Origin of the sequence: Flavobacterium sp. AG291, assembly GCF_003350375.1 — a bacterium.
Classification (GTDB): Bacteria; Bacteroidota; Bacteroidia; order Flavobacteriales; family Flavobacteriaceae; genus Flavobacterium; species Flavobacterium suzhouense.
Genome location: NZ_QQAR01000002.1, coordinates 189884 through 214269 on the forward strand (window position 1 = coordinate 189884; position 24386 = coordinate 214269).

General features: G+C 35.5%; 20 protein-coding genes. 9 read left to right on the forward strand and 11 right to left on the reverse strand.

The features are described 5' to 3' along the window. The 4 genes from dnaX to DEU42_RS02905 all read left to right on the forward strand — a co-directional run bounded on the left by dnaX (position 1) and on the right by DEU42_RS02905 (position 3330). The gene (gene dnaX / locus DEU42_RS02890) at positions 1-1086 is read left to right on the forward strand and encodes a DNA polymerase III subunit gamma/tau (protein ID WP_114756769.1); all 1086 of its coding nucleotides are present in this window, start codon (positions 1-3) and stop codon (positions 1084-1086) included. After that, positions 1023-1760 carry a DNA polymerase III subunit gamma/tau gene (locus tag DEU42_RS02895; protein WP_233506604.1) on the forward strand — a complete coding sequence of 246 codons (738 nt, stop codon included), beginning with the start codon at positions 1023-1025 and terminating at the stop codon, positions 1758-1760. The genes dnaX and DEU42_RS02895 overlap by 64 nt, the downstream gene beginning before the upstream one ends. Positions 1761-1763: 3 nt before the next feature. Then, complete coding sequence (locus DEU42_RS02900) at positions 1764-2366, forward strand: hypothetical protein (protein ID WP_114756770.1); 603 nt, start codon at positions 1764-1766, stop codon at positions 2364-2366. 70 nt (positions 2367-2436) lie between these two features. Next, positions 2437-3330, forward strand: a complete 894-nt coding sequence (locus tag DEU42_RS02905) for a bestrophin family protein (RefSeq protein WP_114756771.1) — start codon at positions 2437-2439, stop codon at positions 3328-3330. A 21-nt stretch (positions 3331-3351) separates the two neighbouring features. On the opposite strand, the gene DEU42_RS02910 is transcribed toward DEU42_RS02905, so the two are convergent. From DEU42_RS02910 to pyrR, 8 genes are all read right to left on the reverse strand, one after another. Further along, positions 3352-4242: a Ppx/GppA phosphatase family protein gene (locus DEU42_RS02910; protein ID WP_114756772.1), complete on the reverse strand. Its 891-nt coding sequence runs from the start codon at positions 4240-4242 to the stop codon at positions 3352-3354. A gap of 36 nt (positions 4243-4278) precedes the next feature. Continuing rightward, positions 4279-6390, reverse strand: coding sequence for a polyphosphate kinase 1 (ppk1, locus tag DEU42_RS02915; protein ID WP_114756773.1), 2112 nt, complete (start codon positions 6388-6390; stop codon positions 4279-4281). Beyond that, on the reverse strand, positions 6356-6877 hold the full coding sequence (locus DEU42_RS02920; protein WP_114756774.1) for a SixA phosphatase family protein: 522 nt from the start codon (positions 6875-6877) through the stop codon (positions 6356-6358). The genes ppk1 and DEU42_RS02920 overlap by 35 nt, the downstream gene beginning before the upstream one ends. 98 nt (positions 6878-6975) lie before the next feature. Beyond that, positions 6976-7620, reverse strand: a complete 645-nt coding sequence (gene pdxH / locus DEU42_RS02925; RefSeq protein WP_114756775.1) for a pyridoxamine 5'-phosphate oxidase — start codon at positions 7618-7620, stop codon at positions 6976-6978. A gap of 92 nt (positions 7621-7712) precedes the next feature. After that, positions 7713-8621 (reverse strand): ribonuclease Z, encoded by a 909-nt coding sequence (locus tag DEU42_RS02930; protein ID WP_114756776.1) that lies wholly within the window; start codon positions 8619-8621, stop codon positions 7713-7715. 57 nt (positions 8622-8678) lie between these two features. After that, positions 8679-9011 (reverse strand): ribonuclease Z, encoded by a 333-nt coding sequence (locus tag DEU42_RS02935; protein WP_114756777.1) that lies wholly within the window; start codon positions 9009-9011, stop codon positions 8679-8681. Between the two features lie 128 nt (positions 9012-9139). After that, positions 9140-10069, reverse strand: a complete 930-nt coding sequence (locus DEU42_RS02940) for an aspartate carbamoyltransferase catalytic subunit (protein ID WP_114756778.1) — start codon at positions 10067-10069, stop codon at positions 9140-9142. A 24-nt stretch (positions 10070-10093) separates the two neighbouring features. Continuing rightward, complete coding sequence (gene pyrR / locus DEU42_RS02945; RefSeq protein ID WP_114756779.1) at positions 10094-10627, reverse strand: bifunctional pyr operon transcriptional regulator/uracil phosphoribosyltransferase PyrR; 534 nt, start codon at positions 10625-10627, stop codon at positions 10094-10096. Positions 10628-10747: 120 nt separating this feature from the next. On the opposite strand from pyrR, the gene DEU42_RS02950 reads away from it, so the two are divergent. After that, positions 10748-14353 (forward strand): leucine-rich repeat domain-containing protein, encoded by a 3606-nt coding sequence (locus DEU42_RS02950; RefSeq protein ID WP_114756780.1) that lies wholly within the window; start codon positions 10748-10750, stop codon positions 14351-14353. Positions 14354-14430: 77 nt separating this feature from the next. Beyond that, positions 14431-14601 (forward strand): hypothetical protein, encoded by a 171-nt coding sequence (locus DEU42_RS17500; protein ID WP_199509040.1) that lies wholly within the window; start codon positions 14431-14433, stop codon positions 14599-14601. A gap of 57 nt (positions 14602-14658) precedes the next feature. On the opposite strand, the gene DEU42_RS02955 is transcribed toward DEU42_RS17500, so the two are convergent. The 3 genes from DEU42_RS02955 to DEU42_RS02965 all read right to left on the reverse strand — a co-directional run bounded on the left by DEU42_RS02955 (position 14659) and on the right by DEU42_RS02965 (position 17665). Then, positions 14659-16281, reverse strand: coding sequence for an ABC-F family ATP-binding cassette domain-containing protein (locus DEU42_RS02955; protein WP_114756781.1), 1623 nt, complete (start codon positions 16279-16281; stop codon positions 14659-14661). A 176-nt stretch (positions 16282-16457) separates the two neighbouring features. Further along, on the reverse strand, positions 16458-16934 hold the full coding sequence (locus tag DEU42_RS02960) for a GyrI-like domain-containing protein (RefSeq protein ID WP_114756782.1): 477 nt from the start codon (positions 16932-16934) through the stop codon (positions 16458-16460). 74 nt (positions 16935-17008) lie between these two features. Further along, positions 17009-17665, reverse strand: coding sequence for a hypothetical protein (locus tag DEU42_RS02965; RefSeq protein ID WP_114756783.1), 657 nt, complete (start codon positions 17663-17665; stop codon positions 17009-17011). Positions 17666-17786: 121 nt separating this feature from the next. Between DEU42_RS02965 and uvrA the strand changes: the two genes are divergently transcribed. The 3 genes from uvrA to DEU42_RS02980 all read left to right on the forward strand — a co-directional run bounded on the left by uvrA (position 17787) and on the right by DEU42_RS02980 (position 24307). Further along, positions 17787-20618 carry an excinuclease ABC subunit UvrA gene (uvrA, locus tag DEU42_RS02970; RefSeq protein WP_114756784.1) on the forward strand — a complete coding sequence of 944 codons (2832 nt, stop codon included), beginning with the start codon at positions 17787-17789 and terminating at the stop codon, positions 20616-20618. A 36-nt stretch (positions 20619-20654) separates the two neighbouring features. Next, positions 20655-21377 carry a TIGR00730 family Rossman fold protein gene (locus DEU42_RS02975; RefSeq protein ID WP_114756785.1) on the forward strand — a complete coding sequence of 241 codons (723 nt, stop codon included), beginning with the start codon at positions 20655-20657 and terminating at the stop codon, positions 21375-21377. A gap of 95 nt (positions 21378-21472) precedes the next feature. Next, positions 21473-24307: an aminopeptidase gene (locus tag DEU42_RS02980; RefSeq protein ID WP_317047560.1), complete on the forward strand. Its 2835-nt coding sequence runs from the start codon at positions 21473-21475 to the stop codon at positions 24305-24307. Positions 24308-24386 lie beyond the last annotated feature (79 nt).

Sequence of the window (24386 nt, forward strand, 5' to 3'; positions counted from 1 at the left end):
ATGGAACAGTTTATAGTATCAGCCCGTAAATACCGCCCGCAAACCTTTAAGGATGTTGTTGGGCAACAGGCTATTACTAATACGCTACTTAATGCCATAGACAACAATCACCTTGCACAGGCTTTATTATTTACCGGTCCACGTGGTGTTGGAAAAACAACTTGTGCACGTATACTTGCCAGAAAGATTAATCAGGAGGGGTACGATGATCCGTATGAAGACTTCGCTTTTAATGTTTTTGAACTTGATGCCGCTTCAAACAACTCTGTAGATGACATCCGTAATCTAATTGATCAGGTTCGTATACCACCTCAGACAGGAAAATATAAAGTATACATCATCGATGAGGTTCACATGCTTTCACAGGCAGCTTTCAATGCGTTTCTAAAAACACTTGAAGAGCCGCCAAGGCATGCGATATTTATCCTGGCAACTACCGAAAAACATAAAATCATACCAACGATTCTATCCCGTTGTCAGATATTTGATTTTAAAAGAATTACGGTAAAGGATGCTAAGGAGCATCTGGCAGAAGTTGCCCGTAGTCAGGGTATAACTTTTGAAGATGATGCGTTGCATATCATTGCTCAAAAAGCTGACGGCGCGATGCGTGATGCCCTTTCTATTTTTGACAGGGTAGTAAGCTATTGCGGTACAAATCTTACACGCCAGGCTGTAACCGAAAACCTAAACGTGCTGGATTATGAGTACTATATAAAGGTAACTGATCTGATTCTCGAAAATCGAATTCCTGAATTATTGCTGACTTATAATGAAATATTGGCAAAAGGTTTTGACGGTCACCATTTTGTAGCTGGTTTAGCCTCACATTTCCGTGATTTAATGGTTTGCCAAAATCCTGCAACCCTTATTCTGCTTGAGGCCGGAGAAGTAGCTCAAAACCTTTACAGGGAACAATCTCAAAAAGCTTCTCAGGATTTTCTGTTAAAGGCTATTGATATTGCTAATGATTGTGATCTTAAATACAAAGCAAGTCAAAACCAAAGATTACTTGTAGAGCTTTGCCTAATGCAGCTTGCCTCCATCACATTCGATGGAGAAAAAAAAAAGCTGACCAATTTATAATCCCTCCTCATTATTTTAAAGATAATGCACCGGCACTTGTTAAAGTATCGGTACAGGAAACCATTGTACAAACTGATAGTATTAGACTTGAGTCTGTAGATGTAACAACAGAGATCAGTCCTGCCCCTATAACTCCCCTGCCGGCTACTAAGCTGGAAGTTGAAGCACCCGAAATAGTTAAGCCTCCTGTACCAAAAATTACTGATGATGGTACTCCTAAAGTATCTGCTTTTTCATTATCCGGTCTTAAGCAAAAAAAAGAATTACAGGAGAGCCAAAGAAATATGGTCAGGAACACTGACGATTTGCCTCGTGAAGCGTTTAACGAGACGGATATGCGTCTGCAATGGAACAAATTTGCTCAACGATTAAGCGATTCGGGACAAAAGATTTTATCTACGTATATGCAGATGAATGACCCTGTACTCGATGGAACCACCATAAGACTCGAATTACCTAATGAAGGCTCTAAGGTAGACTTTGACAGCGGTAAGCACGAACTTTTGGGTTATTTACGTGGCAAACTTCATAACCATGACATTACTATTGAAGTACATGTAAATGAAGTTACTTCTTCTAAACATGCTTTTACCCCACTTGAAAAGTTCGAGAAGCTAAAATCAATAAACCCAGCAGTTGAAACACTTAGAAAAATGTTTGACCTTGATATTTAACATATGAGATTATTAATATTCTTACTACTGTTAAGCTATAAATCTCTTAGCCAAAATCAAAAGAAACACAGTTACTTTCTTAATGAGAAGGGAGAAACAATAACGCAAGACAAATTTCATGATCAATCAAAAACAGGGAAATACACCTGGACTGATTATGAAACTAAAGATTCTGTAAACATTAGGCTTATCTATAGGGAATCTTATGGCAGAATTGATACGATACAAAAAAGAAATCTCTTAAAAGTCTTAAAACAAGTAACAGGTACAACTGTAAATCAAAATCAAACAATTATTATAAATTTTTCATTCCTGAAAGATATTCCAAATCAAAAACATTGTATAGATTTTTACACTTCTCAAAAATCATATAGAAACTTTTTTAAAGGAAAAGAACAATTCGCTCAATTTTACATAACAGAAATAGGCTTTAAATATTCTAAAAAGTTTGTTTTTGAAGACAAAAATGATGAGATAAGAAAAATGCTTTTCCCTTACGGAGTACACTGCAACTACATAATTATTAAACCTGATGGCAGGTTTTACAAACAAATGGGAGAGCATCGTCAGGATGTGATACCACAAATAGCAAAATCAGACTGGTAAAATTTTATTAAGCACATAAAAGTTAACTGAACATTTCGCTAACTTTATAGTATACCCAAAATACTATTATATGCTTGTAGACAAACGTGTACCTATACGATATCTTTTCAACCTTGTTAAATATGAAATGCTTATAGTGTTTATACTTACCTTAGGTATTCATTTTATAACTGAGCATATATACGATTATCTTCCGGAAATGCCACTTACAATAGCAACATTTTTAGGTACCGCTATTTCAGTATTATTGTCTTTCAAAATGAGTCAGTCGTATGATCGTTGGTGGGAAGCACGTAAAATATGGGGCGCCATCGTAAACGACTCCCGTAGTCTTGTGCTACAGCTTCAGGCATTCGTGAAAGATAACGACAGAGAAACCATTAAAAGAATCGGTTACCGTCAAATAGTTTGGTGCTATTGTCTTGGGCGGTCATTACGCGGACTCAATGCATTGGAAAATTGCGAAGAATTTTTATCTGAACAAGAGATAAACAGGGTAAATGCACATAAAAATAAAACTCTTGCAATCCTTCAACTTAATGTAGAAGATATTCGTACTATCAGAAATAAAAATAATTTAAGTGATTTTGAGCATATACAATTAAACAATACCTGTGTACGTTTTTCAGACAGTATGGGAGCTGCAGAAAGAATAAACTCAACCGTATTTCCTACAACGTACAGGATGTTCCTTCATTTTACAATTTACCTTTTCGTAATCATACTTTCTATAGCATTAAAAGGAGTTACATTACTATATGAACTCCCTTTACTAATGCTTCTGTCTTTAGTATTCTTTATGCTTGAAAAAACGGCCTACTATTTGCAGGATCCCTTCAGGAACAGGCCGAGTGACATTTCTGTTACTGCCATAGCACGAAATATAGAGATTAATATCAGACAACTACTTCACGAAGATGATGTACCTGATCCAATAACGAAAGATGAGTTTTATATAATGTAGTTACACAACTTACTTTACACCCTATATAGTACCATAATACATTGCCTTAACGATACCGTCGGAAAGACCTATCTTAGGAACATAGATGTTACGCGCACCACTCCATTTCATTGCATTAAGATAAATGCGTACAGCATAAATGATAACGTCAGCACGGTCAGGATTCAGTGCCAATTCAGCAATACGTTGTTCGTAGCTTAAACCATTAAGAAATTGATACTGACTATTTACATAGAAATAAGAAAGTGGTTTTTCCTGTTGTTTACCTGACATCTTAAAGAGTTTATTGATGTTTCCGCCAGAGCCAATCAGAGTAATTGTATCATAAGGTTCACAAACAGTTTTAATCCATTTCTCGATTTCAAGCCATACCACGTCATTTACCATGTTATTTAACAGACGAACAGTACCGTTCTTGAATGATTTTGACGCTACGATCTTACCATTGGCAAATAATGAAAACTCAGTACTTCCGCCACCTACATCTACATATAAATATGTCTGATCCGTTTTAACCAAATGATGCAGGTCGGTATTAGCAATAATAGCTGCTTCTTTTTTTCCGTCGATAATATCTATCTTGATGCCTGATTCAGCTTCTATTAAATCTGCTACTTCCTTACCATTATAAGCTTCACGCATTGCAGATGTTGCACAGGCCATGTATTTCTCAACTTTATGAACTTTCATAAGGAGCTTATAGGCTTTCATGGCATCAACCATACGCTCTATATTCTCATCAGTTATTTCACCTACTGTAAAAGCATCCTGCCCTAAACGTATAGGTACCCTTACTAATGAGCTTTTATTAAATTGCGGCGCTGCACCTTCCTGCTCTACAATATTGGAAATAAGTAACCTCATGGCATTTGAGCCAATATCTATAGCAGCATATTTTTTTATAGTAATCATTCCTTTAATCCTAACTAACGCAGTGCGGAAGCTTTTTTATTTAATATGTTCGTAAATCACATCCATCTTATTCCTGTAATAATTATAGGTTTCAAGCTGAGCCCGGAAAGGCTTTTCATCAGGTCGTTTCCTATATTTATTTTCCAGATTTTCTGAATGTAGTCTTGCTTTAACATTAGCTTTCCATCCTATATTGAAAGTATCAATCAGCTCAGCCTTAATATCTTCATCATAAATTGGACAGGTTACTTCTACCCTAGCATCAAGATTTCGCGTCATGAAATCAGCTGATGAAATAAACACTTCAGGATCACCGCAATTGGCAAAAATGTAGCATCTTGTATGTTCGAGATAATTATCTACGATGCTTATCGCTTCGATATTTTCACTCATGCCCGGAATGCCCGGGATAAGACAACAAATACCTCTTATTATCAACTGTATTTTGACACCTTCCCTACTTGCTTCATAAAGCTTATCAATCATCTTATAGTCAGTAAGGCTATTCATTTTTAATTTGATATAGGCTTCCTTACCGGCAATAGCATTTAATATTTCCCTGTCTATAAGCTTATAGAATTTAGTCCTGGTGTAATGTGGCGACACGAACAGATGTTTATATCTGTGCACTCGATAGTTAACCTCAAAAAATTCGAAAATACGCTGAACCTCTCTAAGTATATGCTGATGACTTGTAAACAAGGTCACATCAGTATAAACTTTAGCAGTAGATTCATTAAAGTTACCGGTAGATATAAAACCGTAGCGTTTAATTTTATTGTTTTCCATACGTTCTACAACGCATATCTTACTGTGTACTTTCAACCCTTTAACGCCAAATATCAGATTAATGCCTTCAGTTTGCATCTGCTCAGCATACGATATATTACTTGCCTCATCAAAACGCGCCTGAAGCTCAATCTGAACAGTTACTTTTTTACCATTTTTTGCTGCATTAACAAGCGAACTTATAATTTGCGAATTCTTGGCAAGTCGGTATAAAGTAATACTTATTGATGTAACTTTAGGATCCAGCGCAGCCTCTCTTAAGAACTTAATCACATAGGCATACGATTGATATGGCGCATTCAAAAGATAATCCTTTTGTCTAATTCTATGGAGTATGCTTCCCTCAAGGCTCAGACCCGGTACAGGTAAAGGTACATTTTGCTGATAAAGCAGATCCTGCCTGCCCATGTTAGGAAAATCCATATAATCACGCCTGTTATGATATCTTCCTCCCGGAATAATACTATCAGAAGAATCAATTTCCATTCGTGTAAGGAAAAAATCAAGTGTATCCTGCCCAATTGCCTGATCATACACAAATCGAACTGGTTCGCCTATTCTTCTGTCTTTTACACTTGTAGAAATCTTTTCCATAAGACTCTTACTCTGATCGCTATCAATTTCAAGCTGGGCGTCACGGGTAATTTTAATCATGTGAGCCGAAATACTCTCATACTTGAATATATTAAAAATACTGTGCAAATTGTAACGTATAACGTCATCAAGCATAATTATATACTGTTTTTCGTTATTTGAAGGCAGTATAACGAACCTGTTTATAGTTTTAGGGATCTCTATAACAGCATATCTTATTTCGCTTATAGGAATTTCAAGCCCTTCAATAGGCTTAGGCTTCATTACGAGTTTAACTGCAAGATAACCGGAAGTATCTTTCAGAAGAGGAAACTCATCAAGATCATTAAGAATGATGGTTACCAACTCCGGACTAACTTTCTGGATGAAGAAATCTTTAACAAATATTTCCTGCTCTTTGGTAAGTTGTGTTTCGCTTACCATAAAAATGTTTTCCTTCTCAAGCTCTTTTTCAATAACGCTGAGAATGCGTAAGCTTTCCGATTGTTGTTCAATAACAATATCGGTAATTTCTGTAAGCAGTTTTTGAGCAGAAATACCACCCAATATCTTTTCACCTGTTTGTCCGGTAAGGCTTAACCTTCTTATGGCTGCATAACGCACCCTGAAAAATTCATCGAAATTATTTGAAAATATACCTAAAAACCTGAGCCTGTCGAGCAGTGGAACTTTATCATCTCCTGCCTCTTGCAGTACTCTAGCGTTAAATGCAAGCCAACTTTTTTCTCTGTCAATGTATCGGTTTACCGGTGAGTGGTGAATCATGCTTTTTTAATTCTCTTGGAAATAATACTTTTTTTATTGTTCCCTTTTGTATATCCTTCCAGTCATTTTCCTGAAAGGAAAGGGAAACAAAACCAGCAGTAGGTACATTATCTACAGCAAGGTTCCCAAAGGTATTAACAAAATTAGTAATAGCGTCGTTATGTCCAAAAAGAATTAAGTTATCAAATTGATTATTGCAGGTTTTAATTACTTTTTCCAGAGCCCTGGAATCAAAAGTATAAAGATCATCCTTAAAAATAATTGTATCCAAAGGTATGGAAAGGTTCTCTGCAAAAATATACGCTGTGTTTTTAGCACGTTTAGCCGTACTACTCCATACAATATATGTTTTTGGAAGATATCCCTCAACTTCAGATGCCACAAGATGTGCATCATTTATGCCTCTGTTAGAAAGAGGCCGGTCTTTATCCACCAAAGGAGTATCCCAGCTCGACTTAGCATGGCGGATTAAAATCAAGTTTTTCATAGAGTCAAGGTTTAAATAGTTATGTATCTACATATTAAATATCCGAATTATAACTACTCCTTTATCTATAAATTTTGTTAAATTTTAAGCACTACCTATTACGGCGCCAGTCTTTCAGTCTTCCAACTGTAATCAGGCAACAAACTATATCGGATTCGGTCGTGTAATCTATTAGGCCTTCCCTGCCAAAATTCCATTTCAACAGGGCGAACTAAATAACCTCCCCAATGTAGCGGTCTCGGTATTTCTTTCCCATGAAATTCGTGTTCAAGATCTTTAAGATTTCCTTCTAAAAATTCTCTTGAAGGAATGACCTGGCTTTGAGGAGAGACTAAAGCTCCAAGTCTGCTACCTTCCGGTCTGCTTTCAAAATAACCGTCAGAAATGTTTTCAGAAACTTTCTCAGCCTTTCCTTTTATGATAACCTGACGTTCCATGCCTTCCCAAAAAAATGAAAGACAAATATTAGGATTTGCAGCTATTGCTTTTCCTTTTTCAGAATCATAATTAGTAAAGAAAATAAAACCTTCGTAGGTATATTGCTTTAGTAACACCACACGGCTTTTAGGGAACCCATCCAATCCAAAGGTCGAAACTGTCATGGCATTCACCTCACCGGGCCCATCAAATTCCTCAACCTCAATAAACCATTTTTTAAAAAGATTAATCGGGTCTTCAGGAAGATTTCCCTCTAAAAGTTCGCTCTTTTCATAAGAGCGACGATAATTGCCTAAATCAGTCATTTTATTGGATGATTAGATTTTTTGATTTTTTATGCAATACAAATTTATGGATAATCTTCTTCTAAGAATCGAACAATCGAATAATCAGGAATCTAATTAAACTCAAACACCTTACTGTCATCTGCTAAATGTACATTCTCAAAAACAGTCTGTGCTTCTTCTTTAAAAGGCTCAATAGAACCGTATCTTGTAGAATAATGTCCCAGAATCAGGTGCTTTGCATTTGCTTTAACAGCAATCTCAGCAGCTTGTTTCGCTGTTGAATGCATTGTTTTCTCACAATACTGCTCATCAATATCCAGAAAAGTACTTTCATGATAAAGCACATCAACATCTCTTATAAGGGATACTATAGTTTCATCATATAAAGTATCCGAACAGAATGCATAACTCATTGGTGGATAAGGATCAAAAGTCAGCAATTCATTTGGTATAACCCTTCCGTCTTCGAGAGTCATATCACTACCACTTTTCACTTTATTATAATAACAGGTTTCAATACCATACTCATTCACAGCATCAGGATTCAGCTTTCTGTCTCCGGTTTTTTCCTGAAACAAAAAACCATTAGTGTAAACCCTGTGCTTTAAAGGAATAGTACTCACAACAACCTTATCATCTTCAAAAATCACTTCTGATTCTTTACTATCAAGTTCATGAAAATATAAATTGTAGCTCGTCCATGAACCTGACGTTTTCAATAAAAGCAGTATAACCTCTTTTATACCTTTAGGACCATATACATGAAGGTCATTCTGCCTTCCCAATAAGGAAAAGGTAGATATGAGCCCTATAAGGCCATAAAAATGATCTCCATGTAAATGAGATATGAAAATGTGATTAATTCGTGAGAATTTAATCTTGTTTTTTCTCAACTGCACCTGTGTACCCTCACCACAATCTATAAGAAACATTCTGTTCTTCATTTCCAATACCTGAGAAGTAGGATTAGTAAGCGAACGTGGTGTAGCGGCATAACAGCCAAGTATAGTTAAATTCATTTTTTTAATTTCAAGTTTCAGGCTTTAAGTTGCCCAAACACTTAAAACCTGTAGTTTTTAAAAGCCGAGATCTCTTTCAATCTCTTCCATTTCAATTATGTCGTGAGCTTCCAGCAAAGTAGGAACAACTACCATTTCATCAGGAACATCAGAATATTCAATATCCGACGCAACCATAACGAATGATTTCTTTGCTTTGCGGTGTTTATTGGACAAAGGCAGGAAAGATAGCAAAACATCCAGACTTATTCCATTATCCTGACTAACATCAAGAATTATATTTTGCTCTTTATAATTATTATGTTCGGCAGTTATCTTATCCAAAAAGGCCTTTACGTCTCCCTGAGTATCTTTAATAATAACTGTATGTCCTTTTTGTTCTACTTTCATTTCTTTTGAGTTACTGAGTAGCTTAGGTTCTTAGTTACTAAGGTACAAAGTTGAATATAAATTTAAACAGCCGGGCTGTAAACTGTGACTGTGACCTGCCTTTGCCGGCAGGCAGGCTGAAAATTTACTTATTGCTTGATCTTAGAAGCTAAAAGGTAAATAACAGCCATTCTTACTGCAACACCATTCTCAACCTGATCAAGGATTACTGATTGCTGTGAGTCAGCAACATCACTTGTAATCTCAACACCACGATTAATTGGCCCCGGGTGCATGATTACTATTTCTTTATTCAAAGAGTCAAGTAAAGCTTTATCAACTCCATACTGTTGTGCATACTCACGCGTAGACGGGAAATAATTCACATCCAGTCTTTCATTCTGTACCCTTAACATATTGGCTACATCAGCCCATTCTAATGCTTTACGTAGATTTGGTTCAACTTTTACTCCAAGTGATTCAATGTACTTCGGTATAAGCGTATTTGGACCACAAACCTTAACTTCAGCACCCTGCATTTGTAGTGCGAATATATTAGAAAGCGCTACCCTTGAGTGAAGGATATCGCCAACAATAACAACTTTTTTTCCTTCAACACCACCAAGCTTTTCACGGATCGTATAAGAATCAAGCAGACCCTGTGTTGGATGTTCGTGTGCGCCATCTCCGGCATTCACTATACTTGCATTAACATTTCTCGAAAGAAAGTGTGCCGCTCCAGGCTTTTCGTGACGCATAACCACCATATCCACTTTCATCGAAAGAATATTGTTTACAGTATCGATAAGCGTTTCACCTTTCTTAACCGAAGACTGCGCTGCCGAAAAGCTTATCACGTCAGCAGAAAGCCTTTTTTGTGCCAGTTCAAAAGACAGTTTTGTTCGTGTACTGTTCTCAAAGAAAATATTAGCTATTGTAATATCCCTAAGCGAAGGTACTTTCTTTATTGGTCGGTTAATTACTTCTTTAAATTGATCGGCAGTTTCAAAAATAAGGTCTATATCGTTCTTGTTGATATATTTTATACCTAATAAATGATTAACGCTTAATTCTTTCATTGTTGTTACTGTTGCAGTTAAGCCTTATATTAAATAAACACTGTCTTCCCCTTCATTTTCTTTCCAGGTCACTTTTACTTTTTCATCATTGATAGCATCAACCTGGCGCCCACGATAATCAGGCTGTATTGGCAGGTGACGGCTAAAACGACGATCAATCAGCACCAGTAATTCAATTTCTGACGGACGCCCGAATGATTGTATTGCTGTAAGTGCGGCACGAATACTACGCCCCGTGTAAAGAACATCATCAATAAATACCACTTTTTTATTCTCAACAAGAAAATCTATCTCAGTCTTGTTTGCCTCAAGAGGCTTGTCTGAACGGCGAAAATCATCCCTGAAGAAAGTTATATCAAGAAAACCAAGCTGTATGCCTGACACATTGTATTCTTCTTCCAAAAGCTGTTTGATGCGCTCAGCAAGAAAACGTCCGCGTGGCTGAAGACCAATAAGTACGGTATCTGAAAAATCTAGATGTTTTTCAATCAACTGGCAGGCCAAACGGTGTAGAATGATATTGACTTCTCTTGAAGTAAGCAATATTTTGTGGCTCATAATGCGGTATTGTGTTTGGATTGTAAAAGTAGGTAAAAATCTTAAAAAATAAAACAGGTAATTATACTATAAGATTATATTGAAGTAAACAATATATTTGTAAGAATCAAACTTCACTACATGTCAGATTTAGCCTTAAAATTAATTGAAGAGAATATTAAGTCAAAAAGTAAATTTTTAGATTTAGGAAATTGTGCACTCAGAGAATTACCTGAAAAATTATTCGAATGCAATTGGCTAGAAAATCTAAATTTAGGTCATAATTATTACTCTTTACAAAAAGAATATTTAGAACCTAATAATAATTTATCTTTAAATATTTTTAGCGGTAATGACTTAACTCAATTAGAAAGACTCTCAAATTTAAAAGGTTTAAATATTTCTAACTCTGATATTATCGAAACCAATTTCTTAAAGGGATTAAAAAAGTTGGTTTTATTGAATTTAGAAAATAATGGAATTCATAACATCGAAAGTATTTCAGACTTAACTGAATTAAAATATCTTTATTTAACGAACAACAATATAAAAAATCTTGATCCAATATTTTATTTAAATAAGCTAGACATTCTAAATGTATCCAATAATCTAATTTCAGATTTGACTCCAGTTTTTCACTTGTTACAAAATGGTATAAATATAGAATTTGTAGATTTCTTCTTTAGTAGGCAAAGTAAAATGATTGCTGTAAATAAAAACCCAATTGCAAACCCTCCAAGTGATGTTGTTAAAGAAGGAGCAATAACAGTTCTAAAATGGGCGGCGAATCGTAACGCACATGCAGCAGAGTTAATTAAAGAAAATCTGAAAGAGAAGAAGAAATTACTTGATTTAGGAAATTGCAATATTCAACATTTTATAGGATTAGAAGAACTAGCAGAGTGTAAACATGTTGAAGAACTGATATTGAGTAACGAATGGGCAGAGAGAAATAGTCAAGGATGGTATCGAATAACTAGTAAAAATAAAAACAAACCAAATGTAATTAACAGAATTCCTCATGAAATCAGTAGTTTAATTAATTTAAAAAAATTAATTTTAGGCGGGAACTGGAATACTGATAAGCAGAAATCAAAATGGAAAATTAGAGATGTTAGCGATTTACTAGGATTAAAAAATTTAATTCATCTTAATATCAGTAATAATAATCTTTCAAATATTGAAACTCTCAAAAGTCTTACAAAACTTAAAAAATTACACATTAACAACAATTACATTCAAACAATCCATGACATCCATTTAAATTATTTACAAGAATTAAATTTAAGTAATAATCTAATAGAAAAAATTGAGTTTATTGCTAAATTAAAAGCATTAAATCATTTAGAGCTACATTCCAATAAAATCTCAGACATTCGCACTTTACTTAGCATAGAAAATTTATTACATAAAAAAAACTTCTTCATTAATATTGCAAAGAACCCACTAATCAGCAACAATAATATAATTGTTAGTAAAATTGAAAATCAAAGAATTACACTTTTAAATTTGATTAATTCAAAAGAAAGTCAAAAATTAACACTGCCCGCAAAAGTATTGTTGCTTGGAAATCACGCCAGTGGTAAATCATCGCTTTTAAATTTTTTACAAAATGACACTTTATTAAACAATTCAAATTCAACACATATTTTAAACATTGAAAAATATCCTAAAGATGCTAATATCCCTGAAGCTATTTTTTATGATTTCGGAGGACAAGATTATTATCATGGCATATACAGAGTTTTTTTAAGTTTTGGAGCTATACAAATACTTTTATGGAATGAAGAGTGTAATTTTAACGAAATAATAGATTTTGACAAGAATAAAGTTGCGACAATTAACTATAATCTTTTGTATTGGTTAGAACAAAAAAAATATTTAGAAACTAAATCAAAAGTTGTTTACTTACAAAATAATGCTGAAGAAGTTGAAAATAGCCCTGTTTTATTGGTTCAGAGAGACTCCACAAAGGAAGTTCCTTATTCAGAAGTTTGCAATTCAGTACGCACAAATTTAAATATTTTGGGGGAATTTAAATTATGTCTTAAAAAAAGTGAGAATGACAAAAGAAATGAAAAAACTAAGAATCTCTTAGAAAAAAGTAGGGAGCATTTTAAATCAATGCTTCTTTTATTAATTGAACAAAACAAAAAAGAAGTAAGGAAGAAAAAGTGGTATATTAATCTTTTCACAGACATATTAGATGAGACTGTTTATAATCACGATCCTGTCAATTTAAATTTTTTAATTACTAAATATAAAATCCCAAAAAGAGATCATATTTATTTCATAGATGATCTGAAGCAATTACATAGGCAAGGACTAATACTCTATTATAACGATAATGACAAAATATGGTTAAATCCATCCTCACTAGTCAATTATATAAATACAGATGTTCTAAAAAAACAAGTACTAATAAGAAACAAAGGTCTATTGCCTCTAGAGAGCCTAGAAAAACATGAAAGTTCAGGAATAACTCAATTACTTGAAAGTCAAAAAGTAATTTTTAAAACACATTATGGTAATACATTTAAATATGTTGTACCAAGTTATTTAGAACTTTCAAAAAATGATAGAGATTATAGTTTTTTTTCTTATACAATTAAATCTCCCATATTTATTCTCAAATTCAAAAATTTTATACCATTTGGTTTAATTAACTTACTTACAATTTTTTTCGGAATCAATCCTGAACAAAAAAAATTCTGGAGAGATCAGTTATTATTTACTTTCAATAAAAAATTAATCTTAATAGAATTAAAAATTGAAAGTTTAGAAATAAGATTACATTGTAACGAATCTATTACCCTAGAGGAGAAAAAATATATATTTTACACGATTATAGCATTATACAAAGACAAAAATACACCTTTTACTTTTGAAGAATTTTTAATCTGGAAAGATTATAATACTAACGACGACTTATCGGATAAAGAGATAAATGATGATTTTAAAAATAAGTTGTATGAATATTATTGTGACTTTTTTGATTACCCAAAAGACTTATATATATCATTTAACGATAAGGAATTTGTTAATCATTCTGAACTTCAAGGTGATGATAATGGTGAAACAATTGATAATAGAAGTATTATCCAAACTTATAATTATAAAGACAATAAATTTATAGCATATAAGCAAATTCCAATAAAACCATTTGAAATATTTACTAATAAAAAATTTACTAAAGTGAAAAAAATTTTTATATCATATTCGAACGAAGATATATTTTTCAAAAAGGAATTAGAAAAACATTTAAAACCACTTTCACATTTAAAACTTGCAAAATCTTGGAGTTGTGAAGAAATTACACCAGGTCTTTGGGATGATGAAATACAGGATGAATTAAAAAGTTCAGATATTGTTGTATTTATGCTCTCTATCAATTTCATTTCATCAGACTATATATTAAAAGATGAACTATTTAAAGTTTTATTAGAAATGAAGAACAATCCTAATAAAAAAATCGTCTGTATTTTAGTTAGAGAATTTTCTTGGCGCAAGTATGAAAAACTTCTTACACTTTCTGGCATTGATAATTCAATGATAGAAGATGCGATGGACAATGAAAATAAGGCTGCCATAGCACTTACACAATTGCCAAAATATCAATTTTTACCCTATTATACTGAAGATAAAGATGAACAGTCTAAACGTTTTATTAAAGCTATTGAAGAGTGGGAATTTAAAGGTAAAGCATTTAGTCAGGTTACTGATCAAATAATAAGTTTATTAAATTAAATACAATTGATTCAATTTTAACAAAATTCGGTTTTTGCAGTGGTAACTTTAAACTAATAACCTAAAAAACAAAAATCATGCAAAGCAGAATATTTAAATTAGGATTCCTAGCACTGTTATTCAGTACTATGCTAACAAGCTGCGAACTTGTAGGAGATATTTTCCAGGCCGGTATGGGTGTTGGAATTTTTATAGTAATCGCCGTAATTGTACTTATCGTCTGGGTAATTAGCCGCTTCAGAAAATAATCGTTCTTTATTGGTAATAAAAAACCCCGTAGGCCTTGCTTACGGGGTTTTTGTATATTAATTGTACATTTTCTTTCTCAGTTCCTGAATCTTTTCATCATCAAGATAATCATCGAATGTCATGTAACGGTCTATAACACCATTTGGAGTAATCTCAAGCACTCTGTTAGCAACAGTCTGTGCAAACTCGTGGTCATGCGTTGTAAACAGTACCGAACCTTTAAAGTTTTTCAACGAGTTATTGAACGCCGTGATTGACTCAAGGTCAAGGTGGTTTGTAGGCTCATCAAGCATAAGTACGTTAGCGCGAAGCATCATCATACGCGATAGCATACAACGCACTTTCTCACCTCCAGATAGTACTCTTCCTGTTTTTAACGCCTCTTCTCCACTGAAGATCATCTTACCAAGGAATCCACGGATATAAACTTCATCACGCTCTTCTTCTGTCTTAGCCCACTGACGAAGCCAGTCAACAAGCGTAAGGTCGTTTTCAAAGAATTCGTGGTTATCAGCCGGAAGGTATGATTGTATTGTAGTGATACCCCAGTCAAACGAACCGCTGTCCGGAGTCATGTTTCCATTTATAATTTCGTAGAAAGCCGATGTAGCACGTGAATCTTTAGAGAATACCACGATCTTATCGCCTTTAGCCATGTTAAGGTCAACATTCTTAAACAACACCTCACCATCAATAGATGCGCTAAGGTCTTTTACATTAAGAATCTGGTCACCTGCTTCACGCTCCTGATCGAAGATGATTGCGGGATATCTTCTGCTTGAAGGCTTGATATCATCAACCTTAAGTTTTTCAAGCATTTTTTTACGGCTTGTAGCCTGTTTAGACTTCGCAACGTTGGCAGAGAAACGCATGATGAACTCCTGAAGCTCTTTCTTCTTCTCATCCGCTTTTTTATTCTGCTGAGCGCGTTGTCTTGCAGCAAGCTGGCTCGACTCATACCAGAAGGTATAGTTACCTGAGAAGTGATTGATCTTACCGAAGTCGATATCCGATATATGTGTACACACTGCGTCAAGGAAGTGACGGTCGTGCGATACAACAATTACAGTATTGTCGTAGTTTGCAAGGAAGTTCTCCAGCCATGCGATAGTTTCAAAGTCAAGGTCATTGGTAGGCTCATCCATGATAAGTACGTCCGGGTTACCAAATAACGCCTGTGCCAATAGCACACGTACTTTAAGTTTACCGTCCATCTCACCCATTAATGTATAGTGGAATTCTTCACCTATACCTAAGTTCGAAAGCATTGATGCCGCATCAGAATCAGCATTCCAGCCGTTCATCTCTTCAAAAATTACCTGAAGCTCTCCTACCCTTTCACCATCTTTATCAGAAAAGTCAGGCTTAAGATAAATCTCGTCCATTTCTTTCTTAACCGCATAAAGGGTTTTGTTACCCATCATTACGGTTTCAAGCACAGTATGCTCATCAAACATATTGTGATTCTGGTTAAGCACCGACATACGTTTGCCAGGCTCAAGGTGTACGTGACCTGATGTAGGATCGATATCACCTGCCAATATTTTAAGGAAAGTAGATTTTCCTGCACCGTTAGCACCAATGATACCGTAGCAGTTGCCATGGGTAAAAGTTGTGTTTACTTCGTCAAACAATATACGCTTTCCGAACTGAACCGATAGATTTGAAACTGATAGCATTTTCTGAAAAATTTTTGCAAAAGTAGTGAAAAAAATTGGTTTTTAGGTTGTCGGTTGCTTGCAAAGGATTTTAGATTTTTTGATTTTTTGATTTTTCGACTGCCTGAATTCTCAACTATGTTAGCTTCGGACTTCGGACCTCAGACTACTTTAAAACTTTGAACATTATAACTTTACTACCTGATTGGAATCCAAATCTCCTCTTCCGAATCCGGATCACCGTTTTTGTATTTAGGGCCTAGTATTTCAAAATGCGGACGGTCGTCAAGTTCATAACCCGATACAGGCAGCCATTCCCCAAAGATATAACTGAATACATCAAACCCATTGTTGTGCGAACCTTTATAATAAAACACAGCATACTCCCCTGCAGGAATAGTAAAAGTTTCCATTCCCTCTGCCGTAACAGCATCTTCAGTTGTTTCATGAGCAGCCCATTTTATGAATTCAGCTTTTGGATTGAACGGATTGAAAAAATCCTTCCCATATACCTGAAGTGAATACATCTGCTCAGGATTGATCACACCGGTAATAGTTTTACGGTGCGGCATAAAACTGCTCCATAGTTCGAAAGTTTTGTTTTCGGCAAAGGTCATGGTAAGCCATTTGCCTACTAGTTTTTTGGATGGGATGGTTTGGATGGTTGGGGTCATTTAAATTTATTATTGGTTGATAATTATTAGTTCAGCTTCTTATACCTAAGGATTGGAAAAAAGTGAAAGAAGTACTAAATATTTGATATATCAAACTTTGATTTATACTTTTTTATTAACTCAAAATATTCATTAATAAATTCTTCCGTCAAGAAACTATTAATTTCTATAATAATATATTTCAACTCATCTCCCTTTATTAACAATTGATTATCAGCGCTATTTTTAATATTTTCAATTAGTTTTTCAACTAAAGGTTGTAAAAGTGGAACTATATTAAATCTTTCAATCAGATTTTGATAATCTGATTGAAGAGAATAGATATCATCAAATGTCCATTTAAAAAAAGATATATTTCTAATAACGTTCAAATTATTAAAATCAATACTCTCAATTTTATAATCCTCTGCTCCAAAACAATTTTTAAAATTCGTATTCTCATAAATAATCTGAAAAGTACATCCAGATACAACTTCTATAAACCAAGCCAAAGTTCTATCTATATTGGAAGTATTCTCAAAAATTTCATTTCTTTGATCAAAAAAATTTTTGATATTGTAAAAATGTTTTTTAGGATTTACAGAATTTATATTTAATCCTATTTGAATTAACTCAACTTCTCCTAAATCTGTAATATTAAATTTATTAGATAAGCAATATCCCAAAAGATGGCCTAGTTCATGGTAAACAGTATCTTTCCCTTTTTCAATTCTCTGTATTACATTAGTCATATCATTTTATTTTATTTACTAAAAGTAATATTTTCTCATCCACTTTAACAATTCCTTACTCCTAACCTATATATAAAAACTGCTTAAAAATGAGTACCTTTGCGTTTTGCACAAAAATGCTATGTTAGATACTACTGAGACTATTGAAGTGTTAGGTGCCCGTGCGCACAACCTTAAGAATATAGATGTTACCATACCGCGTGAAAAACTTGTTGTGATTACCGGGCTTTCGGGTTCAGGGAAATCATCACTGGCGTTTGACACCATTTATGCCGAAGGGCAGCGCCGTTATATCGAGACGTTCTCTGCCTATGCGCGTCAGTTCCTTGGCGGCCTTGAAAGACCGGATGTCGACAAGATCGATGGCCTTAGCCCCGTTATTGCCATTGAGCAGAAAACAACGAGCAAGAGTCCACGTTCTACGGTAGGTACAATCACCGAAATCTACGATTTTTTGCGCCTTCTCTATGCCCGTGGAGCCGATGCCTATAGCTACGTTACCGGCGAAAAGATGGTGAGCTACAGCGACGACCAGATCAAGGAGCTTATCGTTGAGAAATTCGATGGTAAACGTATTACTATTCTTGCCCCGATTGTCCGCACCCGTAAAGGGCATTACCGTGAACTTTTTGAGCAAATATCGAAACAGGGCTTCCTGAAAGTACGTGTGGATGGCGAAATAAAAGATATCGAACCGGGAATGAAACTCGACCGTTATAAAAACCACGATATTGAAACGGTTATTGACCGTATGGCTGTTGATGCTTCGGATGATACAGATAAACGCCTTACCGAAAGCATCAAAACAGCGATGTATCACGGTGAGGATGTAATGATGGTTATTGAGCACGACACCAATGAGGCTCGCTATTATAGCCGTAATCTGATGTGTCCTACCTCGGGTATCTCTTACCCTAATCCTGAACCGAATAATTTTTCGTTCAACTCCCCTAAAGGAGCTTGTCCACATTGTAACGGACTGGGAACAGTTAACGAGATCAACATAAAAAAGATCATACCTAACCCTAAACTTAGCGTTAAGCAGGGCGGTTTTGCGCCACTTGGCGAATATAAAAGCTCATGGATCTTCAAGCAGATTGAAGTGATTGGTGAGAAATTTGGCTTTAAGCTTACGGATCCTATCGAAAACATCTCTGAAGAAGCAATGGATATGATCATGAACGGCGGTAAGGAGAAATTTTCTGTAAATTCAAAATCACTTGGTGTAAACCGTGAATACAAAATTGATTTTGAAGGTATTGCCAGTTTCATCAAAAGCCAGTATGACGACAGCAACAGTACGTCGTTAAAGCGTTGGGCCAAAGATTTCATGGACGAGGTAAACTGCCCTGTATGCCACGGAACACGACTAAGACAGGAATCCCTTAACTTTAAAGTAAACGGACTGAATATTGCTGAGCTTTCATCAATGGATATCTCAGATCTTGCTGAATGGTTTGAAGAACTTGACAATAAACTTTCTGAAAAGCAGAAAGTCATTGCGATGGAAATCGTAAAAGAAATCAAGGCACGCCTTAGTTTCCTTGTTGACGTGGGATTAAATTACCTGTCACTAAACCGCGGTTCTGGAACACTTTCAGGAGGTGAAGCACAACGTATCAGGCTGGCAACACAGATAGGCTCACAGCTTGTGGGTGTATTATATATCCTTGATGAGCCGAGCATCGGACTTCACCAGCGCGACAATGAGAAACTTATTAAATCGCTGGAATCACTTCGTGACATAGGTAACTCGGTACTTGTGGTAGAACACGACAAAGACATGATAGAGCGCGCTGATTATGTTATTGACATCGGCCCTGCTGCAGGACGTTTTGGTGGACAGATCGTAAGTGCAGGTACACCTGCCGAATTACTGAAAGAACACACTCTTACTGCTGCTTACCTTAACGGTGAGAAAGAAATAGCAGTTCCTAAAAAACGTCGTGAGGGCAATGGTAAAACCTTAAAACTTATCGGCGCAACAGGAAATAACCTTAAAAACGTTTCTATAGAAATTCCGTTAGGAAAAATGATATGTGTTACAGGTGTTTCGGGAAGTGGTAAGTCAACACTTATCAACGGAACGCTATACCCTATCCTGAATACGCACTTCTTCAACGGGGTTAAAAAACCACAACCATACAAAAAAATAGAAGGCCTTGAGCATATTGACAAGGTTATTGATATAGACCAGTCGCCTATCGGGCGTACGCCAAGGTCTAACCCTGCTACTTATACTGATGTTTTCTCAGAGATACGCTCACTATTTACACAAACACCTGAGGCTATGATCCGTGGTTATAAACCGGGACGTTTCAGCTTTAACGTAAGCGGTGGCCGTTGCGAAACCTGTGAAGGATCAGGATTACGCGTTATTGAGATGAGCTTCCTGCCAGATGTATATGTAGAGTGCGAAACCTGTCAGGGTAAGCGTTTTAACCGTGAAACGCTTGAAATACGTTATAAAGGCAAATCAATATCTGATGTACTGGATATGACAGTTGACGAGGCTGTTCCATTCTTTGAGAACATCCCGAAGATCTATAGAAAGATAAAAACCATACAGGATGTGGGGCTTGGCTATATAACGCTTGGACAGCAGAGTACTACCCTTTCGGGTGGTGAGGCACAGCGTATTAAACTGGCTACAGAGCTTTCAAAAAAAGATACCGGAAATACCTTTTATATCCTTGATGAACCCACGACGGGACTTCACTTTGAAGATATCCGCGTATTGATGGAAGTTATCAATAAACTGGTTGACAAAGGAAATACTGTACTGATCATAGAACATAATCTTGACGTTATTAAACTGGCAGACTATATCATAGATATTGGTTATGAGGGTGGTAAAGGCGGCGGACAGCTTATTGCTAAAGGAACACCCGAAGAAGTTGCCAAAAACAAAAAGAGTTACACAGCGCATTTCCTGAAAAAAGAACTATCTTAGAAACCTGTTTTACTCATTTTTTTAGTTAAAAAAGCCATGAAAGAAAAGTTTGAAAACGACGACGAATGGATTAATGACAGCCTAAAGCAAAGATCCTGGCATGAAATAAGAAGCAATGACTCGTGGGTTATCTTTAAGATAATGGCCGAGTTTGTAAATGGTTACGAAACCATGGCCAGGATAGGTCCTTGTGTTTCTATATTTGGTTCTGCCAGGACAAAACCTGACGATCCTACTTATCTTTTAGCCGAAAAGATTGCCTGTAAAATATCTAATGCAGGTTATGGCGTTATTACCGGTGGAGGACCCGGTATTATGGAAGCCGGTAACAAAGGTGCAAGCCAGGGTAGCAGCCCATCGGTAGGACTTAATATTGAGCTTCCTTTTGAGCAGCATTTTAACCCTTACATCGACCAGGATAAGAACGTAAATTTTGACTACTTTTTTGTGAGAAAGGTGATGTTCGTTAAGTATTCACAGGCATTTGTGGTAATGCCTGGTGGTTTTGGTACACTCGACGAGATGTTTGAAGCATTAACGCTTATCCAGACAAAAAAGATTGCTAAATTTCCAATTATACTTGTTGGATCTTCGTTTTGGGGAGGCCTGATGGACTGGATAAAAAACGTTTTGATTGAGAAACACCATAATGCTAATCCTGAAGACCTTAACCTTATAAAAGTTGTAGACACTGCCGAAGAAGTTGTAGAGATTATTGATAACTTTTACAAGAAATACAGCCTTAGCCCTAACTTTTAATATATTGCACTATATATTTAACATCAGGCGAAGCAACCATTCGCCTGATTTTACACCTACTATAAAAAGTTTAACGGGTAAATCTCTAAGTGCAATTGGAAATTAAAAAACATTTTTTTTTCATACTTCTACTGTTATGTTCGGTACAGCTACATTCACAGCATCTTGTCAGGATGTTTGCTGAAGTAGATACCGAAAAGCAGGTATTGGCAGTAAAAGAAGAAATAACTTTTAATAATCAAACAAACGATACACTACACTCCGTTATTCTTAACGACTGGAATAATGCTTATTCAGCTAAAGACACCCCTTTGGCAAAGCGTTTTTCCGATGAATTTGTAAGAGCATTTCATTTAGCAAGTGATAATGATCGTGGTAATACAACCATACATTCTGTAAGCGACCAATACAGCCTTAGTATTCCATGGCAAAGACCTGAAGGACATCCTGATTTGGTTGAACTTCGTCTTAATTCACCTATCCTTCCGGGAAGGCAATTTAAAATTACAGTTAACTATCATGTTAAGATCCCCGCTGACAGGTTTACTCGCTATGGCTACAATGACAAAACAAAATCATTAATACTCAAAGACTGGTTTCTTACTCCTGCCCGTTTTGAAAACAATCAGTTTGCGAAATACAGCAACGAAAACCTTGACGACATTGCCAACGCAACGTCTGATTACTATATAAACCTTACGGTTCCAAAAAACTACTATCTCACCACTGATCTTAATGAACACGACAAATATGATAAGAAAGGTTTATGGGTATATGAACTTGAAGGGAATAACCGTTTAGGTTTCACCATTGCATTAGATCAGTTTGACAGGTTTGAAGACTTTAAAACCGAAAACGCTACTGTAGTTTGTAATTTTTGGGATGGCCGTGTTACCGAAGTTCAAAAAAATACGATCATTAATCAGATAGCATTATTTACGCAGGATAAACTGGGTTCATATCCTTTTGAAAAGATAATGGTGACCCAAACTGATTACGACCGTAACCCTATGTATGGTATTAATCAGCTACCTGCGTTTATCAGCCCCTATCCTGACTCTTTTATTTTTGAGATCAAATTCCTTAAGACATATCTAAATAATTACCTGAAAAACACCTTAAAACTCGATCCTCGTAAAGATAACTGGATATATGATGCCATCCAGATTGAGCTAATGATAAAGTACATTGAACAATACCACCCTGACAGAAAAATGATGGGCAAGCTGTCTAATTGGGGTATCTTAAAAGGGCATAAGATATTTAAAATGGATTTTAATGATCAGTATAGCTATGTTTATCTGCTTACAGCAAGGAAAAACCTTGATCAGCCAATAGGTGATCCTAAAAATACTTTCATAAAATTCAATGAACAAATATCAGGAAAATACAGGGCTGGCCTGAGTATATATTATCTGGACGATTACCTTGGCGAAAATATAGTTCCCGCTACACTCACTGATTTTTACAAAGTAAACCTGAGCAGCAGAGTTACAAACAGGAATTATTTTAAAAATATACTTAATAGCAAAACCACAAAAAATACCGATTGGTTTTTCGATACTGTTGTCGATACAAGGGATATAATTGATTTTAAATTTAAAAGGGTTATCGAAGAAAAGGACTCACTTAAAATAACTATTAAAAACAGGAAAGAAACTGAGGTTCCAGTCTCATTATATGGTCTTAAAAAAGGAAAAGTTGTTTTCAAACAATGGTTAGAAGGCATAAAGACTGATACTACTTTAACCGTAGCCAGACAGGATGCCGACAGGCTTGCACTTAACTTTAATAATGAAATTCCGGAATTCAACAGGCGTAATAACTGGAAAAGACTGGATAAATTCTTCCCCAACAATAAACCTTTAAAATTTACTTTCTTCCAGGATATTGAAGATCCAAATTATAATCAGATATTTTACGTACCGAGCTTTGTATTTAATATATATGATGGATTCTCGCCGGGGTTACGCTTTCACAATAAATCATTACTTGACAAGCCATTTATCTTTGACATCGAACCAACCTACTCTATCAAAACCAATGAGCTTATAGGTTCGTTTTCATTATTGTTTAATCAATACATCCGAATAGGACAACTATACAGCATACGATATGCAGTAGGTAGTTCTACATATCATTATGCTCCTGATGCCCGTTATTTGAAATTCAACCCATCGGTACTTTTCCGTTTACGCGAAGACGATTATCGTGAGAATAAAAAACAGAGCATTTTAGTTAGGCAGGTACTGGTTAATAGGGAAAAGTCTGCTTACATCGCCACTGATGAACAAAATGAAAACTATTCTGTATTTAATCTTCGATACAGCAGATATGAATCCGAAATAATACGTCATTACAATTTCTTTACTGATCTTCAATTATCAGGATCTTTCGGAAAGGTTTCGGGAGAAATACAATACAGGAGGCTGTTTAATGACAACAGGCGCATTAACCTGAGATTGTATGCCGGTGCATTCATATATCGCAGCACTGATTCTGAATTCTTTAGTTTCGGATTGGACAGACCTACTGATTATATGTTTGACTATAGTCTCTACGGACGTTCAGAAACCACTGGATTGTTCAGTCAGCAATATGTTATGGCCGAAGGAGGTTTTAAATCAAAACTTGATAACCGATATGCTAATCAATGGATGACAACAGCTAATGCCAGTTTTAATATATGGAACTGGATTGAAGTGTATGGTGATGCAGGATTTATAAAGAGTCATTATACCGATGCTGAGTTTGTTTACGATAGTGGTGTACGCCTGAATATTCTTCCTGACTATTTCGAATTGTATTTCCCTGTATATTCAAGTAATGGTTTTGAGCCCGGATTAGGCAATTATGACCAAAAGATACGTTTTGTCGTAACCATAAGTCCAAGTACACTTGTAGGATTGTTTACCAGAAAATGGCTCTAAACACGAAATAGCCTCTAAAAATTACACAAAAAACATTTTTTATGTGTTTTTGATGAGATAAAAACATTCAAAACATACA